Source organism: Pseudarthrobacter sp., from assembly GCF_036675385.1.
Lineage (GTDB): Bacteria > Actinomycetota > Actinomycetes > Actinomycetales > Micrococcaceae > Arthrobacter.
This window is the reverse complement of record NZ_JAKFFD010000025.1, coordinates 14,712-29,357: the sequence shown is the minus strand read 5'-3', so window position 1 is coordinate 29,357 and position 14,646 is coordinate 14,712. Positions and strand designations below refer to the sequence as shown.

Annotated in this window: 16 protein-coding genes; 5 read left to right on the top strand and 11 right to left on the bottom strand. The window is 67.0% G+C overall.

The window, feature by feature from the left end; all coding sequences use genetic code 11:
* From V6M49_RS02415 to V6M49_RS02385, 7 genes are all read right to left on the bottom strand, one after another.
* Positions 1-406: alpha/beta fold hydrolase (locus tag V6M49_RS02415; protein WP_332759847.1), on the bottom strand; the 406-nt coding region annotated here is incomplete at its 3' end.
* Complete coding sequence (locus V6M49_RS02410; protein ID WP_332759850.1) at positions 399-1,859, bottom strand: lyase family protein; 1,461 nt, start codon at positions 1,857-1,859, stop codon at positions 399-401. The genes V6M49_RS02415 and V6M49_RS02410, both read right to left, overlap by 8 nt.
* A 14-nt stretch (positions 1,860-1,873) precedes the next feature.
* On the bottom strand, positions 1,874-2,437 hold the full coding sequence (gene pcaG / locus V6M49_RS02405; RefSeq protein WP_332759846.1) for a protocatechuate 3,4-dioxygenase subunit alpha: 564 nt from the start codon (positions 2,435-2,437) through the stop codon (positions 1,874-1,876).
* Position 2,438: 1 nt separating this feature from the next.
* Entirely contained in the window at positions 2,439-3,221 is a 783-nt protein-coding gene (gene pcaH, locus V6M49_RS02400; protein WP_141138818.1) for a protocatechuate 3,4-dioxygenase subunit beta, read from the bottom strand.
* 50 nt (positions 3,222-3,271) lie between these two features.
* A complete protein-coding gene (locus tag V6M49_RS02395; RefSeq protein ID WP_332759844.1) occupies positions 3,272-5,182 on the bottom strand; it encodes a bifunctional sugar phosphate isomerase/epimerase/4-hydroxyphenylpyruvate dioxygenase family protein in 1,911 nt (636 codons plus the stop codon).
* A complete protein-coding gene (locus tag V6M49_RS02390) occupies positions 5,182-6,063 on the bottom strand; it encodes a shikimate dehydrogenase (protein ID WP_332759842.1) in 882 nt (293 codons plus the stop codon). Before V6M49_RS02390 ends, V6M49_RS02395 begins: the two co-directional genes overlap by 1 nt.
* 139 nt (positions 6,064-6,202) lie before the next feature.
* Positions 6,203-7,018: an IclR family transcriptional regulator gene (locus V6M49_RS02385; protein WP_141138821.1), complete on the bottom strand. Its 816-nt coding sequence runs from the start codon at positions 7,016-7,018 to the stop codon at positions 6,203-6,205.
* Between the two features lie 231 nt (positions 7,019-7,249).
* Here V6M49_RS02385 and V6M49_RS02380 point away from each other — a divergent pair, with 231 nt between their 5' ends.
* Positions 7,250-8,569, top strand: coding sequence for an MFS transporter (locus V6M49_RS02380; RefSeq protein ID WP_141138822.1), 1,320 nt, complete (start codon positions 7,250-7,252; stop codon positions 8,567-8,569).
* Positions 8,570-8,639: 70 nt separating this feature from the next.
* Here V6M49_RS02380 and V6M49_RS02375 read toward each other — a convergent pair whose 3' ends face one another.
* Positions 8,640-9,716 (bottom strand): ATP-dependent DNA ligase, encoded by a 1,077-nt coding sequence (locus tag V6M49_RS02375; protein WP_141138823.1) that lies wholly within the window; start codon positions 9,714-9,716, stop codon positions 8,640-8,642.
* A gap of 239 nt (positions 9,717-9,955) precedes the next feature.
* Here V6M49_RS02375 and V6M49_RS02370 point away from each other — a divergent pair, with 239 nt between their 5' ends.
* Positions 9,956-10,192, top strand: a complete 237-nt coding sequence (locus V6M49_RS02370) for a hypothetical protein (protein WP_056341782.1) — start codon at positions 9,956-9,958, stop codon at positions 10,190-10,192.
* 137 nt (positions 10,193-10,329) lie between these two features.
* On the opposite strand, the gene V6M49_RS02365 is transcribed toward V6M49_RS02370, so the two are convergent.
* The 3 genes from V6M49_RS02365 to V6M49_RS02355 form a co-directional block, all read right to left on the bottom strand.
* Positions 10,330-10,617, bottom strand: coding sequence for a MoaD/ThiS family protein (locus V6M49_RS02365; RefSeq protein WP_058930693.1), 288 nt, complete (start codon positions 10,615-10,617; stop codon positions 10,330-10,332).
* Positions 10,610-11,746 carry a WD40/YVTN/BNR-like repeat-containing protein gene (locus V6M49_RS02360; RefSeq protein ID WP_332759834.1) on the bottom strand — a complete coding sequence of 379 codons (1,137 nt, stop codon included), beginning with the start codon at positions 11,744-11,746 and terminating at the stop codon, positions 10,610-10,612. The genes V6M49_RS02365 and V6M49_RS02360 overlap by 8 nt, the downstream gene beginning before the upstream one ends.
* 126 nt (positions 11,747-11,872) lie before the next feature.
* Positions 11,873-12,073 (bottom strand): hypothetical protein, encoded by a 201-nt coding sequence (locus V6M49_RS02355; RefSeq protein ID WP_056342139.1) that lies wholly within the window; start codon positions 12,071-12,073, stop codon positions 11,873-11,875.
* Positions 12,074-12,344: 271 nt separating this feature from the next.
* Between V6M49_RS02355 and V6M49_RS02350 the strand changes: the two genes are divergently transcribed.
* The 3 genes from V6M49_RS02350 to V6M49_RS02340 all read left to right on the top strand — a co-directional run bounded on the left by V6M49_RS02350 (position 12,345) and on the right by V6M49_RS02340 (position 14,461).
* On the top strand, positions 12,345-12,971 hold the full coding sequence (locus V6M49_RS02350; protein ID WP_210412369.1) for an LPXTG cell wall anchor domain-containing protein: 627 nt from the start codon (positions 12,345-12,347) through the stop codon (positions 12,969-12,971).
* Positions 12,972-13,104: 133 nt separating this feature from the next.
* On the top strand, positions 13,105-13,869 hold the full coding sequence (locus tag V6M49_RS02345; RefSeq protein WP_246848662.1) for a class F sortase: 765 nt from the start codon (positions 13,105-13,107) through the stop codon (positions 13,867-13,869).
* A gap of 73 nt (positions 13,870-13,942) precedes the next feature.
* Positions 13,943-14,461 carry a universal stress protein gene (locus tag V6M49_RS02340; protein WP_332759833.1) on the top strand — a complete coding sequence of 173 codons (519 nt, stop codon included), beginning with the start codon at positions 13,943-13,945 and terminating at the stop codon, positions 14,459-14,461.
* The last annotated feature ends 185 nt before the right edge of the window (positions 14,462-14,646 follow it).

The following is a 14,646-nucleotide window of genomic DNA, read 5'->3' as shown; positions in this document are numbered from 1 at the left end:
TTTCGGCGCGTTCCAACCAGGCTTCGGGGGTGCCGATCTTGGCGCCGGTGCACTGGACGGACAGGCTCTTGAGGCGTTCGCCGTGCTTGATGCCCAGCTGCAGGCCTGTGGCGCCGCCAAGCGAAACCCCGGCGTAGTGGAAGGCTTCGCCGGGGGCGATCGAGTCCACCAGGTCCACCACCGCATCCGCCAGCCCGGCGACGTCGAACGTCTCGGTGGCGGCCGGCGAGACGCCGTGGCCGGGCAGGTCCCAGGCCACCACGTCGTAGTCGTTGCCGAGCAGGGAGGCCGCCTCGGACCACAGGACGGTGGACGTACCCAGGGAGGGCCCAACCACCAGCAGTGGCCGGTCCCCCAGCGGGCGCTGGGGTGAAAGCAGAACTGCTTTCAGGGTCGGTTTAGCCACGGTTGGCTCCGTTCTGGGTGGGTGTTGAAAAGTCGGGGTAGGCGGCCAGGATGCGGCGCGCGATTTCGGCGGCCTGGCCCAGGTAGCTGGCCGGTTCAAGGAGTTCTGCCAGCTGCCCGTGAGGCAGCGTCTCCGCCGGGACGGCCTCGCGGAGCAGCCGCCGGTAGGTGGGGCCCTGGTCGGCTACGGGCGCCTCTAGGGTCCGGTCCACCACGGCCAGCAGCTGCTCCTTGCCGCTGCGGCCACCCTGGTCGTCGAGCAGCGGGGCGACGGCGGCGCCCACCCCTTCGGCCAGGAGCAGCGGTCCGGCGAGGTCCAGGTTGCGGCGCATGGCGTCGGGGAAAACCTGCAGTCCTTCGGCGAGCTCCCGGAGGTGCCCGGCCGCGCCGAGTGCCAGGCGGAGGAGCTGGCGCAGGGCCGGCCATTCCGTGTGCCAGGCGGCGTCGGGGCGTTCGTCGTTGAAGTTGGCGGCGGCCAGGTGCAGCTGGGCCACCAGCTGGGGCGCCTGGAGTGCGGCGCTGCGGATGAGGACCGACAATACGGGGTTCTGCTTCTGGGGCATGGCCGAGGAGACGCCGCGTCCGGCGGCGCGCGGTTCGGCGAGTTCGGCCACCTCGGGCCGGCTCAGGAACAGGACGTCCGTGGCGATTTTGCCGGTGGCATCCAGCACCGAGGCCAAGGCATTTCCGAGGGATGTGACGGCCAGCCGGTTCGTGTGCCACGGTGCCGGTGCCGCGGCCAGGCCCAGTTGCCGGGCCAGGGAATCGGCCAGGTCAAAGGGGCTGGTGGCCGAGCCGGAAGTCAGCACCGTTCCAGCAGCCAATGTTCCGGCCGCCCCGCCGAACTGCACCGGGAACTGCACCGTGCCCAGCTGCCGGCCCGCGGCGGCCATCCCGTGGAACCACTGCGCCGCCCGCAGCCCGAACGTATACGGAAGCGAGTGCTGGGTCAGGCTCCTGCCCACGCCCAGCGTGTCCGCATGCTGTTCCGCCAAGGAAGCGAGCGCCGCCGTCGTGCATTTCAGGTCCGCCAGCACCGCCTCCACGGTGTTGCGCGCGAGCAGCATCAGGGCCGTGTCCAGAACGTCCTGGCTGGTCAGCGAGGTGTGGACCGCCTTCACTGCGCCGATGCGGGCGCCGTCCAGCGCCGTGACATGCGTCCGCAGGTCTGCCAGCAGCGGGATGACGGGGTTCCCGCCGCCCTGGGCCCGGAGCGCGATGTCTGCTACGTCGTAGCGTCCCGCCTCGGCGGCGGAGGCCACGACGGCGGCGGCACCGACAGGCGCCAGGCCAGCCTTCTCCAGCACGGCGGCCCAGCCGGACTCGACGGCGAGGATCGCCGCCAGCACCGCGCGGTCACCGGTCAGCGCCGTAACCAGGGGCGACGCCGAGACAGGACTCAGCAGGCCCACGTCACCGTCCGCAGCGTTTCCGAAGTGGCCGGTACCTTCCATGCCGGCGACGTAAGTCACTGGAAGTCCAGGAAGACTGTTTCGCCCTCGCCCTGCAGGCGGATGTCCCACGTGAGTCCGCCGTCGGCATCGCGCCGTGCAATGAGGGTCTTGCGGCGCTCCGGGTCCAGGGAGCTGAGCAGCGGGTCTTTGGCGAGGGCTTCCTCGCTTTCCGGCAGGTATACGCGGGTGAAAAGCCGGTTCATCAGGCCGCGGGCAAACACGGCCACGGAGATGAAGGGGGCGGCACCGGGTCCGGTGGGGCCGGGGTTCACGGTGGTGAAGGTGTACACGCCGGAGTGGCCCACGGAAGCGCGGCCCCAGCCGGTGAAGGTGTAGCCGTCGCGAACCAGGGAGCCGGTCTGCTGCACGATCCTGCCGTCGGCATCGGGCTGCCAGATCTCGAGGATGGCGTCCGGGATGGTCTCCCCGGCGCCGTCATATACAGTGCCCTGGAGGCGGATGGAGCCGGGCGAGCCGGGCGCCAGGAGTTCGTTGTCCTTCACGAACGGCAGGGCGTAACCGTAGAACGGGCCGACGGTCTGGCCGGGGGTGGGAACAAGATTGGTGGTTGTACTCACGTTATTCCTCGTCTCCTGCTGCGCCGAGCGCCTCGTTTTCGGTCCAGGTCCGCTTGGAACCGGTGAGGACGATGTCCCAGTTGTAGCCCAGTGCCCACTCGGGTTCAGTGAGATCGTGGTCGTAGCTGGCCACCAGCCGGTCGCGGGCGTCCTGGTCCACGATGGACTGGTAGATGGGGTCCAGCGGGAAGAGCTGATCGCCGGGGAAGTACATCTGCGTGACGATCCGTTGGGTGAACTCCGTGCCGAACATGGAGAAGTGGATGTGGGCCGGCCGCCAGGCGTTGATGTGGTTCTTCCACGGGTAGGCGCCGGGCTTGATGGTGGTGAACCGGTACGAGCCGTCGGGGCCGGTGATGCAGCGGCCCACACCGGTGAAGTTGGGGTCCAGCGGCGCCGGGTGCTGGTCGCGTTTGTGGATGTAGCGGCCGGCCGCGTTGGCCTGCCAGATTTCCACGAGCTGCCCGGCCACGGGGCGGCCGTCGCCGTCCAGGACCTTGCCGGCCACGATGATCCGCTCGCCCTGGGGTTCGCCGTTGTGCTGGATGGTCAGGTCCGCTTCCAGGGCGTGCACGTCCTGGTGGCCGAACGCCGGCGAGTACAGCTCGATGGTTTCCGGGTCCGCGTGGTGCAGGCTTTTGGTGGGGTGCCGCAGGATGCTGCTGCGGTAGGGCGCGTAGTCCAGCCGGGGCTGCGTTTCGGCCGCGGCACCGTCCTTGAGCGCCCGGGCGTAGGCATCGCCCATGGCGTTAATCTCGGCACTGAGATCCTGCTGTGTCTCCACTGCGGCCTCCTTTTCTCTGGTTGTTGCTGCTGAGTGGTGGTGGTGCTGTCTTACCGGTGCTGCAGGTGGTCGTACTGGACTGCGTGGCGCACGGGGGCGTTGGGGGCGCCGTAGCCGTCGTAGGCCCCGCGGCGTTCCACCATTTCGAAGAACACACTGCCCACGGTGGCCGTGTAGAAGTGGAGGAATTCGCCATCCGCGTCCCGGTCGTAGAGCAGGTTCAGTTCCTGCAGCGTGTCCAGGAAGCCCGGTTCCAGTCCGAAACGTGCGTCCAGGTCCTCGTAGTAGTTGGCCGGAATCTGTAGGAATTCCAGGCCGCGGGCCTTGCAGTCCCTGGCGGTGGCCACCAGGTCATCCACGGCGAAGGCGATGTGTTCCTGGTAGGTCCTGCGCTGCTGGTTCAGCGGCGCCAGGTTCAGCACCAGCCGCACGGCGCGGTCCCCGGTGGCCATGACCTGCGAGCGGACCAGGCCGGTGGGGCTGGGCACCTCCGCGAACGGCTGGGGCTCCAGGGCCAGGGCGCTGGTGTAGAAGAGGACGGCCTCGTCGAAATGCTGCCACGGCTGCGCCAGGTTGACGTGGTCGATCACGGCGGAGGGTCCGGCGGCGGGCTTTTCCAGCCCCTCCCCGAATTCGCTGGTCCAGGCCGCGGTGCCGTCGGACGTGCCCTGGCACAGGAAGATCTCCGTGGAATCCGGGGCGGCGAAGCCCTGGAACACTTCCTCGTTGGCCTGGCTCTTGCGCGGGACCGCGGGGGCCTTCAGCTGCTGGGCGCGGGCAGCGGCAATCACCGGGGAGGCGACGTCAAAGCCAAGGGCGGCGATGGCGGGCGACGCATCCCCCGCTGACGTGTCCCCCGTTGAATCGTCCCCATGTGCCGGTGCGGCCTCGTTGATGATCACCCGGGCGTGGCCCAGGCTCCAGAGCTGCACGTCCTTGGTGCGGTGCCGGCCGGTGAACTCGAAGCCCAGCTGCCCAAGGACCGTTTCCAGCCCTTTGGTGTCCGCGGCCCTGACTTCGGCGAAGTTGTAGCCTGCCGGTTCGGCTACCTGCGGGAGCGTGGCCAGTTCCATGGGATAACGACGGCGGCCGGGAGCTTGGGTGCCGCCGGCACCAGTGCCCGTCCCACGGTCGGAAGCGGCGTCCAGCCACTTGGCGCTCTGTTCCTCCAGCCAGATGAGCGAGCGCATGGCGTCGACGGCGGTTCGCTCCACATCCGACTGGCGGAAGACGTCGTTGAAGATTTCCAGCGACACCGGGCCGCTGTACCCCGCCCGGACCACGTGGCCCATGAACTTGGCGAGCTCGAACTGGCCCTCGCCCGGGAAAACCCGGTAGTGCCGGCTCCAGGAGAGGACGTCCATGGAGAGCTTGGGGGCGTCCGCCACCTGGACGAAGAAGATCTTTTCCGGGTTGAAGGCCTCGATGGGGGCGGTGTCCCAGTTGCGGGACAGGATGTGGAAGGAATCCAGGCAGGTGCCCAGGTTGGGGTGGTCCACGGCTTCCACCAGCTTGTGGGCGTGCTCGTAGTCGTTGACGTACTTGCCCCAGGCCAGGGCCTCGTAGGCCACCTTGACGCCATGGTCCCCGGCCAGCGCAGCCAGCTGGCCGAGCTGCTCCACCCGGAGGTCGTCGCTGTCGATGCTGGCGGTGGCCACATTGGAGCAGACCAGGACGGTGTCCATGCCCAGCCGCGCCATGAGCTTGAATTTGGCTTCGGCACGCCGGAGGTTGGCGGCCAGGAGGTCTTCGGACACGCTGTCGAAGTCGCGGAACGGCTGGTAAAGATCCAGCGTGAGGCCAAGGTCGGCCGCCATCTTGCGGACGTCCTCGGGCGTGAGCGGCGACGTGACCAGGTCCTGCTCGAAGATTTCGATCCCGTCAAAGCCGGCGATGGCGCAGGCCTGCATCTTTTCCTTGAGGGTGCCGGAGAGGCACACCGTAGCGATTCCGGTGCGCATCAGGCAGCCACCTCTTCCTTGGCCACGAGCTCCAGGAAATGGCTGCGCATGCGTTCCGCGTCGGCTTCCAGCCCGGTGAAGATCCGGAAGGAATCCGCCGCCTGCCCTACTGCCATGCGGCCACCGTCCAGTACCTCGCAGCCTTTGGCGCGGGCGCCGCGGACCAGTTCCGTATCGATCGGGCGGTAGACGATGTCCGCCACCCAGTGCCGCGTTTCCAGCAGGTCCAGGTCCAGCGGGACGCCCGGATGGGCGGCCATGCCTACGGGGGTGCAGTGCACCAGACCGTCGGCCAGCGGCATCAGCTGCGGCAGCTCCGCCGTCGTACGCGCTGTGACGGTGCTGCCCGGGAAGAAACCGGCCAGCTCTGCTGCGCGTGCCGCGCAGCGGGCGGGGTCCACGTCCACCAGGTCCAGCGCCTTAACGCCGGCGGTGAGCAGCGCGTAGGCGACGGCGGAACCGGCACCTCCCGCGCCAAGCTGGACGACGCGGTCCAGCCGCGCGCCCGGTAGGCCGGAGGCAAGCGCGGCGGCGAAGCCGGAGAAGTCGGTGTTGTGCCCAATGAAGCGGCCGTCCTCGATGACCACGGTGTTGACGGCGCCGAGCCTAAGGGCGTCCGGCGAGACCTCGTCCAGGTGCGCCAGCACAAGCTGCTTGCACGGATGGGTGATGTTCAGTCCGTTGAAGCCCAGGCTGCGGGCACTCTTGAGCAGATCCCCCACGGCATCGCCGGACAGTCCGAGCTCCAGCAGGTCGATGGGGCGGTAGAGGTAGCGCAGGCCCAGCACATCGCCTTCGCGTTCGTGCATGGGGGGAGTGAGTGACGGCATCACGCCGTCGCCGACCAGTCCCACGAGGTAGGACTCAGTTCGATTGCTCATCCGGGCAGCTCCTTTGAATACGGCATCCGGCGGGCGGCGGCGCTCGAGGCGGCCGCGGCGGGTCGGGTGGTAGGGATTACAGTACAACACTTGTTCACTTCTCGCACGCTTGTTCTACATACGAACAAATGCGTGCGGTTTACCGCTGCGGCAAGCGTGCGGCCAGCTCCGCCGCGGCATCCTGCAGCAGGGGCACATGGGCCAACAGGGCTTCCATGCTGAGGCGGAAGACGGGAACGGCGGTTGCCAGGGAGGCGAAGGCATGGCCCTGGGAATTGAGCAGCGGCACGGCCACGGCGCGCATGCCGTTCTCGTTCTCCTCGTCCATCACGGCATATCCCTGCCGGCGCACCTTCTCGATCTCGGCACGGAAGGCGCCCCGGTCCGTGATGGTGTGCTCGGTGAGGGGTTCCAGTTCGAGCTCCTCGAGCAGCGCTTCACGCTCCGCGTCCTCGGCAAAAGCCACCAGCGCCTTGCCCACGGCCGTCGCGTGCAGGGCGCCCAGATGCCCGGGGTCGCTGGTGACGCGGAAGGTTTGCGGGCCGTCCACCTTGTTGACTGTCAGGTGGTGGTGGCCGTCGCGGACGCTGAGGATGGTGGCCTCCCCGGTCTGCTCGGTCACGCGGCGCAGGACCGGCAGCGCGGTGCCGGCAAATCCGTGATGGTTGGAGACCCGCTGGCCCAGCTGGAAGATCCGCAGGCCCAGATGGTAGCGGCGGCCGTCCGGCTCATAGTCCACAAATCCGTCCCGCGTCAGGGATCCCAGCAGGCGGTAGGTGGTGCTGAAGGGGAGGTCGGCGCGGCGCGAGATCTCCGCGGCGCTGGCGCCACGCGGCTCGTCTCCCAGGAGGACCAGCAGGCCCAGGGCCTTGCCCACCATGTCCGTGCGGTCGCCCTTGGGCGTCTTTGGCTCAGCGGCGACGTCATCGGGCGCTGTGGTTTGATTCACACTCATACGTTGATGTTGCCACATCGTGGGAACTATTTCTAGATGGTGATTATTTTCTTGACAAGTGACTGCGCTCACAGCCATCATTGCTGTATCGCACAAGTAGCTCCCACCATGTGGCTACTGCTCCGGGTCTTTCAACGGACTCCAGCCGCACCGCACCAGCTCCACTCAGGCCGCTGCGGCTGCGACCCTCCAGATCCATCCGCGACAACGTCGTCACATCAAAGGAACTCCATGAGCCAGACACTTCCGTCCGCGGGGCAGGGCACCGTTGCCCCGGCCGGGACGCCAAAGAAGGCAGCCCTCGCCAGCTTCCTGGGCAGCGCCGTCGAATACTACGACTTCTTCATCTTCGGCTCCGCCGCCGCCCTGATCTTCCCCACGGTGTTCTTCCCGGACGCCGGAGCCAACGCTGCCGTCATGTCCTTCGCCACCTTCGGCTTCGCCTATGTGGCACGGCCGGTGGGCGCCGTCATCCTGGGCCACTTCGGTGACCGCGTGGGCCGGCGAAAGGTCCTGATGTTCACGCTGCTGCTGATGGGCGCTTCGACGTTCCTGATCGGCTGCCTGCCCGACTTCAACACCGTGGGCTGGTGGGCTCCGGCCCTGCTGGTGCTGGCGCGGCTTTGCCAGGGCCTCTCCGCAGCGGGCGAGCAGGCCGGCGCATCCTCCATGACGCTGGAACACGCACCGGACAACCGCCGCTCCTTCTTCACTTCCTGGACCCTCACCGGCACCCAGGGCGGCCAGATCCTCGCCGCCCTCGTCTTCATCCCCGTCCTCGCCCTTCCGGACGAGATCAAGTACGGCATCGGCTGGCGCGTCCCGTTCTGGCTCAGCGCCGTCGTCGTTCTTGTTGCGTTCTTTATCCGCCGCACACTGCATGAGCCCCCGGCGTTCGAAGAAGCCCAGAAAACCGCCCAGATCTCCAAGCTTCCGGTCGCCGATCTCCTCAAGGACCACTGGCGCGACGTGCTCCGCGTAGTCTGCTGTGCCTTCATCGCCGCGGTCTCCACGGTGTTCGGCACGCTCGCCATCAGCTACGCCAAGACCGTTGCCGGTGTTGACGGCACCACCACACTCTGGCTGGTGGTCGGCGCCAACCTGGTCGCTTTGGGCACCCAGCCGCTGTTCGGCAAGCTCGCGGACCGGATCGGCCGCAAGCCGGTCTTCATCTACGGTGCCGTGGCCAGCGCCATCCTGACTCCGGTGTTCCTGCTCAGCCTGGAATCCGGCAGCATCCCGCTGATGTTCCTCGCGGCCATCGGCTTCTTCTCCTGCGGCTACGCGGCCTCCAACGCAGTCTGGCCGTCCTTCTACGCCGAGATGTTCAGCACCAAGGTCCGCTTCTCCGGCCTGGCGATCGGTACGCAGCTGGGCTTCCTGATGGCAGGCTTCGCCCCGGCCATCGTGGCAGCCATGGGCGGCATCAAGCCCGGCGGCTGGGTCCAGATCAGCGTCTTCACCGCCATCATCTGCGGCATCTCGGCCATCTCCGCCCTGACGGCCAAGGAGACTTTCAACGTCCCCACCAAGCAGCTCGGCCTGAAGTAGGGCCAGAAACCTGGGGGCAAGAACGTACGACGGCGGGCGGCGGGTTGGGTGCCTACTGTGAACTGGGTGCCTACGGCCGGCCGGTCTCCAGGACCGACGCCAGGTCAAAGTTCACCGGCTCCTCCAACTGTTCGTATGTGCAGGATTCGGGGTCCCGGTCCGGCCGCCAGCGGTTGAACTGGGCGGTATGCCGGAAGCGCTCACCTTCCATGTGGTCGTACCGGACCTCCACCACCAGTTCGGGCCGGAGCGGCACAAAAGACAGATCCTTGCCCGCGCTCCACCGGCTGCCCTCCGCGTTGCGCGGCGTCCGTTCGCCGTCCGCCTGCTTAGCCCAGGCCCAAGGGTGACCGTCGAAGTCCGTGACCAGCGTCTGGAGTTCCTCGAACAGCTCCTGCCGTCGCTTCATGGGGAAGGCGCCGATCACGCCCACGCTCGCCAGGCCGCCGTCGTCCTTGTACAGGCCCAGCAGCAAAGAGCCGATAGCGTTCGGTCCGCTCTTGTGCACGCGGTAGCCGGCCACCACACAATCGGCCGTGCGTTCGTGCTTGACCTTGAACATCACGCGTTTGTCCGGCTGGTAGCTCCCCTCCAGCGGCTTGGCCACAATCCCGTCCAGGCCTGCACCTTCGAACTGCTGGAACCATTGCTCGGCGGTGGCCTTGTCCTGGGTCGCCGCCGTGAGGTGGACGGGAGCCTTGCTGCCCGCGAGCGCCTTTTCCAGCGCTGCCCGCCGTTCGGCGAAGGGCCGGCCGGTGTAGTCGTCGTCGCCCAAGGCCAGCAGGTCAAAGGCCACAAACTTGGCGGGGGTCTGTTCGGCGAGGAGCTTGACCCGGCTGGCGGCAGGATGGATGCGCTGCTGCAGGGCATCAAAATCCAGCCGGTCACCGGAAGCCCCCACCAGGACAATCTCGCCGTCCAGCACACAGCGGGGCGGCAGGTTTTCCTTCAGGGCTTCCACGAGCTCAGGAAAATACCTGGTCATGGGCTTTTCGTTGCGGCTGCCGATCTCCAGCTCATCGCCGTCGCGGAAAATAATGGACCGGAACCCGTCCCACTTGGGCTCATAGCTGAGGGCCCCGTCGGGCATTCCGCTGACGGCCTTGGCGAGCATGGGCGGGACGGGAGGCATCACGGGAAGGTGCATAGTGCCCATTCTTGCCCGGGAGGCCCGCCGGCGGTAGGCCTGAACTGGCACGATGCCCAACTGAAGGCCGCAGCGGGGTTTGACGTGCGGGATTCGCCGAATCCTTCAGTGCCGGCGGAAACGAATCGATCGCGGAGAACTAACCGGCTCCTAACGTTGAGGAAACCAGGGCGCAACATTGCCCAGCCACACTGGAAGTGCCGGCAAGCGCAGGCACCAGCTCCAGCCAGGAGGCCCCCATGTTGAAGGAAGCCAAAGCCCATGTAACAAGAGTCCGCGCCCTGGACCAGCTCCACCGCGGCGATGAAATCGAGGCCCGCCTCTCCGTAGGCCCCAGCTACGACGACGTGGTCATCCGCCGTGGCCGTGTCCAGGAGACAGCACCGGGAATCGGCGTTGTCTGGATCATGGACCATCACACCGGCTCGCGGAAAGCGATCAATACGGACGAATGCAGCGTCTGGCGGATTGCCTGACCGCGTGTTGGGCCGCTGGCGCAGCACCACTTGCGGAATCTTGCACCCTTGAATCTTGTACTCCGGAGTCTTGCACGACGACGGCGGGCGCAGTCAGTCAGGACTGCCCGCCGGACCGCCCGAGAGATACTTCGGCCCTAACCTCCGGCCACCGACTGGATGACCAGTACCTCCTGGCCGGGCGACACCTCAGTTTCCAGGCCCTGGAGCCGACGCACCTCGTCACCGGCAACGTAAATATTCACGTACCGGCGAAGCGCCCCCGTTTCGTCCCGCAGCCGCCTGGCCAGCACCGGGTAATCCCCGGTCACCGAATCCAGCAGGCTTCCCACCGTCACCGTCCCGTCGGCGGGCGCAGTCAGGATGGACTGGCCGCCGGCCAGCGGCTGGAGGATGCTGGGTAGTACCACGCTGATGTCAGGCACCGCGGACGGCCGCCGTTTCCGGAACCGGCAGTTCAGCCGTAGAGACTACGGCGGCGCGGACACACAGGACGTCGGGGAGATGGCTGACAACCTCAGCAAACGTCTCCCCTTCATCCGCGCTGGCGTACACGGTGCCGCCGCGCGTTCCGAAGTAGACACCGGCCGGCTCGGATGAATCCACGCCCGCGGCGTCGCGGAGGACGCTGTTGTACTCCCCCTTGGGCAGGCCCGTATCCAGGCGCTTCCAGGTGGCCCCGGCATCGTCCGTTCGGTGCACGGCAAGCTTCCCTTCGGGCGGGATCCGCTCGCCGTCGGCCTTGAGCGGCACAACCCAGGCGGTTCCTTCCCGGCGCGGGTGCGTCAGCATCACAAAACCGAAGTCGGCCGGAAGTCCCTCGGCGATGGAGTTCCAGTTTTCGCCGTTATCATCCGTGCGGTAGACGCCGTGATGGTTCTGCGCGTACAGCCGTCCTTCCACCGCAGCATCCGCCGCGATCTTGTGGACGCACTGGCCGAACTCAGGATTGGGGTCCGGCATGAAGTAGGCCGAAATACCCTTGTTGCGGGGTTGCCAGGACTCACCGCCGTCGAGCGAGCGGTACACACCGCCGGTGCTCATGGCGACGTGGACGTTGTCCCCGGCCGGATTCACCACGATGGAGTGGGCGGCGGCGCCGCCGTAGCCCGCACCCCAGTCGCTGCGGTGCGGGTGATCCCATAGCCCGCGGTTAAGTTCGAAATGCTCGCCACCATCGGTGGATTTCCAGACCGAAATCGGTTCGGCACCTGCCCATACCACCCCTGGCCGCGACTCTGCGTCCGGGTAGATCTGCCAGATGCGCTCCACGGCCGCGCCGGTGTCTTCGGGAAACGTGATGGCGCCCTGTTCAGGTTCGGTCCAGGTGGCGCCGAGGTCATCGGAATGGGCCACAGTGGGACCCCAGTGCTCGGACCTGACCCCCACCATGATCCGGGTACGGCCGTCCCGTGTGTCGATCCCGATGCTGGGGATTTCGCTCATCAGGAAATGCGGGCCGGAGAAGGACCATTGCTTCCGGTCCTGGCTGGTGGCCAGCCAGAGGCCCTTTTTGGTCCCGATCGCTAAGACAAAGTTCTCTGCGGTTGCCATGCACCCATGCAACCACCCCGGCCGGAGGGCCGCAACGCTTTTCTTCGCTATGTGGACTGGTCCGAGGGGACTGCTCCGGGTGTACTGGTCCGGCGTGGCCGTGCCGGCGGCGCCAGGGGCGTCCGGTCAGTCGACGAACTCGGACTGCGTCTCGATGAAATCCCAGTCGGCTTCGGTGAGGACAGCCACCGGGGTATCCGGATGCGGCCCGCCGGCTTCGGCGATGCCCTGCAGCACCGGCAGCGGCAGTTCCGCCGCACGGAGATTTTCCCTCAGCCATTCCTTGGTTTGCAGGTCCAGATCCAGCCACCACATGTAGATTTCCATGCCGGTCACGCACCTTTCGTATGCTCCAACGTTAGGCTCCGCCCAGTCCACGTTCAAGGGTAGCCACAACCTGGCAATGCTCCCGATTCCGCGTACATGCAGGTAACGCCGCAGGTCAAAGGCGGAAAAAGACGAGTACCCGCTACTGGCGACTGCACCTTGCCGCCGCCCCTAGCCTGAAGTCACTAAAGCTGACCATGCTGTTGGGGCATTGGGATCTCCGCTACTCCCTCCCCGCGTGGTCCGTTTCAAACAGACTGGGGAGAACACCATGAAACGCACCTTCGCAACTTTGGGGGTCCTGGGGCTGGCCATGCTCAGCGTCACGGCCCCGGCCTACGCCGCCTCTGACTTCACGCTCTGCCACAACGGAAGTGAGCTGACGATCGACATCAGTGGATCAGGCGCACTGGCCGGCCACACACGACACTCCGATGACATCATCCCGCCCAATGCGGTACTGCCGGACGGATTCAACTGGCCCGCGGGTGGGGATCCCGCCCATCCCTGCCTTGCTGTGGTGGTGGTGCCGCCGGTGGTCGTGCCGCCGGTCGTCGTACCGCCAGTCGTCGTACCGCCGGTCGTTGACCCGCCAGTCGTCGTACCGCCGGTCGTTGACCCGCCGGCTGTGGTGCAGCAGGCACCGGTGGCTGGGGCCGCCGGCGCGGTCACACCGGCTGCGCAGACACCCGCACCGAAGGCAGCTGCTGCCAAGGCGCCCGCCGCAGCAGCAGCCGCTGTCAGCCAGGGCACCAACGAGGGCTTCAACGCGCAAACCGCCATCGGCGGATCAGAGGAAAGTACTACCTGGCTGGCCGGTCTGGGCGTCCTGCTAGGTGCGGGCGCTGTGGTTGCAGTGCGCCGCAAGTCCCGGACGGAATCGCCGACGGCGGGCTGACGCCCACCAGAGCCTCCGGGGTCTGTTACCGAGGGCGTCCCGCCAAAACCCGGCGGGACGCCCTCGGCGCAATTTCAAAGCGGGTCCACCCTCCACCTGCTGAACGCAAGGCGTTTGAAAGCAAAGGAACATCATGTCCAAGCACTCCAGCATTCGCGTCGCCCGCCGTGGCGTTCTGCGGGTCCTGGAAGTCCTGCGCGTCCGTGGATGGAACCGTGGAGATCTGGCAATCCTGCTGTGCGGAGTCCTGGGTTTCCTGTCCCTCACGTTCGGTGCACCCCTGCTCAAGCACGGGGAAGTCGCCGTCCCCAGAGCGGAACTGTCGGCACCATTCCGGGCCACGCCGTCGTCCGCTCCTTGGCCGCTGTCCGGCACTGGCGAAGCTCCGGGGGCAGCTCCAAAGACGGCAACAGCCCCGGCCGCAGACGCCACCACCCCCGGCCCGGCCTTGCCGGAAGCCTCCGCACCCCTGCGTATCCTCTATCCCGCTGCGGCAATCGACACGGCCGTCCATCCCCTTGAACCGGACACCTCGGCCGTCGCCACCCGGACAGTGGAGCCGCCCACCACCATGGACGGGTATTGGCTGACACCGTTCGGGACTCCCGGCAACGGGTCGGGCAACACCACGTACATCATCGGACACAGCTGGGAGGGGCGGGACGCCCCGTTCAACCACCTCAGCTCCGCTGCAGTCGTTGGTGACACCTTCGACGTCGTCACCGCGACCGGCACCATCCCTTACCGGGTGGACAGCGTCACCACGTACCTCAAGGACAGCCTCAAGGACAGCCCCATCTGGGACATGGTGCCCAGCCGTGTGGTCCTGATCAGTTGCTACACGGAAGACCCGTGGGGCAAGAACGTGGTTGTCTCGGCGTCGCCCGCTGCCGCCTGACACGTCCACGCGCCGTCGGCCCTGTTCAAGTCGGCCCTGTTCAAGTGGCTCCGCGCAGGCACAGAATGGTCCTATGAGTCCCGAACGATTCAGTGGTCCGCCTCCGTTGCTGGTGGGTGTGTTGCCCCATCAGCACTCGGAAGTGCTGATGACCGCCACCTCCCTGGCGGCCAAACTGGCCGTGCCGTTGCTGTGTGCCTATGTCGACGAGGCCAGCTACCTGGTGGAATGGGATCCCACCAGATCCGCACACCGGCTGTCGCTGCACCCGGACAAGGACGACGACGACATCCGCTCGGTCACCACGGAACTCAAGGGGGTGATCGCGGAAGCCGTGGCCGACGCCGCGACGCGGGCCACCCCCGTGGACTGGACGCTGCGGACCCTGGCGGGGGATCCGGGCCGCGCCCTCGCCCGGCTCGCCGCGGAAAGCAACTCCCCCATGATCATTGTGGGAACGTCGGAGCGCGGCCTGACCCACCGGATCTCCGAGATGCTCAACGGATCTGTGGGACTCTGGCTGACGCACCATCAAAGCCGGCCGGTGCTGGTGGTTCCCTACCGGAAGCCGGCGCACCAGGACGATGCCTGAGCCGTTACCTGAGCCGGCGGCCTCGCCCCACCCGCGGCGGTTTTCGGGTGACCGAAATAATAAAGCGAAAGTAGTTATTCGAGGTGGTAGCGGAGGGCTGTACCGGCAAGTAAGCTAATTCAAGCAGAACGATCCGGCCGCAGTGGCCGGGTGGATCTGCCCAAATGCTGCTCCGGAGTGCGTAT

Coding starts and splice junctions, on each gene's coding strand:
- V6M49_RS02380 (WP_141138822.1), top strand. CDS start 7,250: ATGAGCCAGACACTTCCGTCCGCGGGGCAGGGCACCGTTGCCCCGGCC.
- V6M49_RS02360 (WP_332759834.1), bottom strand. CDS start 11,746: ATGGCAACCGCAGAGAACTTTGTCTTAGCGATCGGGACCAAAAAGGGC.
- V6M49_RS02375 (WP_141138823.1), bottom strand. CDS start 9,716: ATGCACCTTCCCGTGATGCCTCCCGTCCCGCCCATGCTCGCCAAGGCC.
- V6M49_RS02340 (WP_332759833.1), top strand. CDS start 13,943: ATGAGTCCCGAACGATTCAGTGGTCCGCCTCCGTTGCTGGTGGGTGTG.
- V6M49_RS02345 (WP_246848662.1), top strand. CDS start 13,105: ATGTCCAAGCACTCCAGCATTCGCGTCGCCCGCCGTGGCGTTCTGCGG.
- V6M49_RS02370 (WP_056341782.1), top strand. CDS start 9,956: ATGTTGAAGGAAGCCAAAGCCCATGTAACAAGAGTCCGCGCCCTGGAC.
- V6M49_RS02385 (WP_141138821.1), bottom strand. CDS start 7,018: ATGAGTGTGAATCAAACCACAGCGCCCGATGACGTCGCCGCTGAGCCA.
- V6M49_RS02390 (WP_332759842.1), bottom strand. CDS start 6,063: ATGAGCAATCGAACTGAGTCCTACCTCGTGGGACTGGTCGGCGACGGC.
- V6M49_RS02350 (WP_210412369.1), top strand. CDS start 12,345: ATGAAACGCACCTTCGCAACTTTGGGGGTCCTGGGGCTGGCCATGCTC.
- V6M49_RS02410 (WP_332759850.1), bottom strand. CDS start 1,859: ATGGAAGGTACCGGCCACTTCGGAAACGCTGCGGACGGTGACGTGGGC.
- V6M49_RS02355 (WP_056342139.1), bottom strand. CDS start 12,073: ATGGAAATCTACATGTGGTGGCTGGATCTGGACCTGCAAACCAAGGAA.
- V6M49_RS02395 (WP_332759844.1), bottom strand. CDS start 5,182: ATGCGCACCGGAATCGCTACGGTGTGCCTCTCCGGCACCCTCAAGGAA.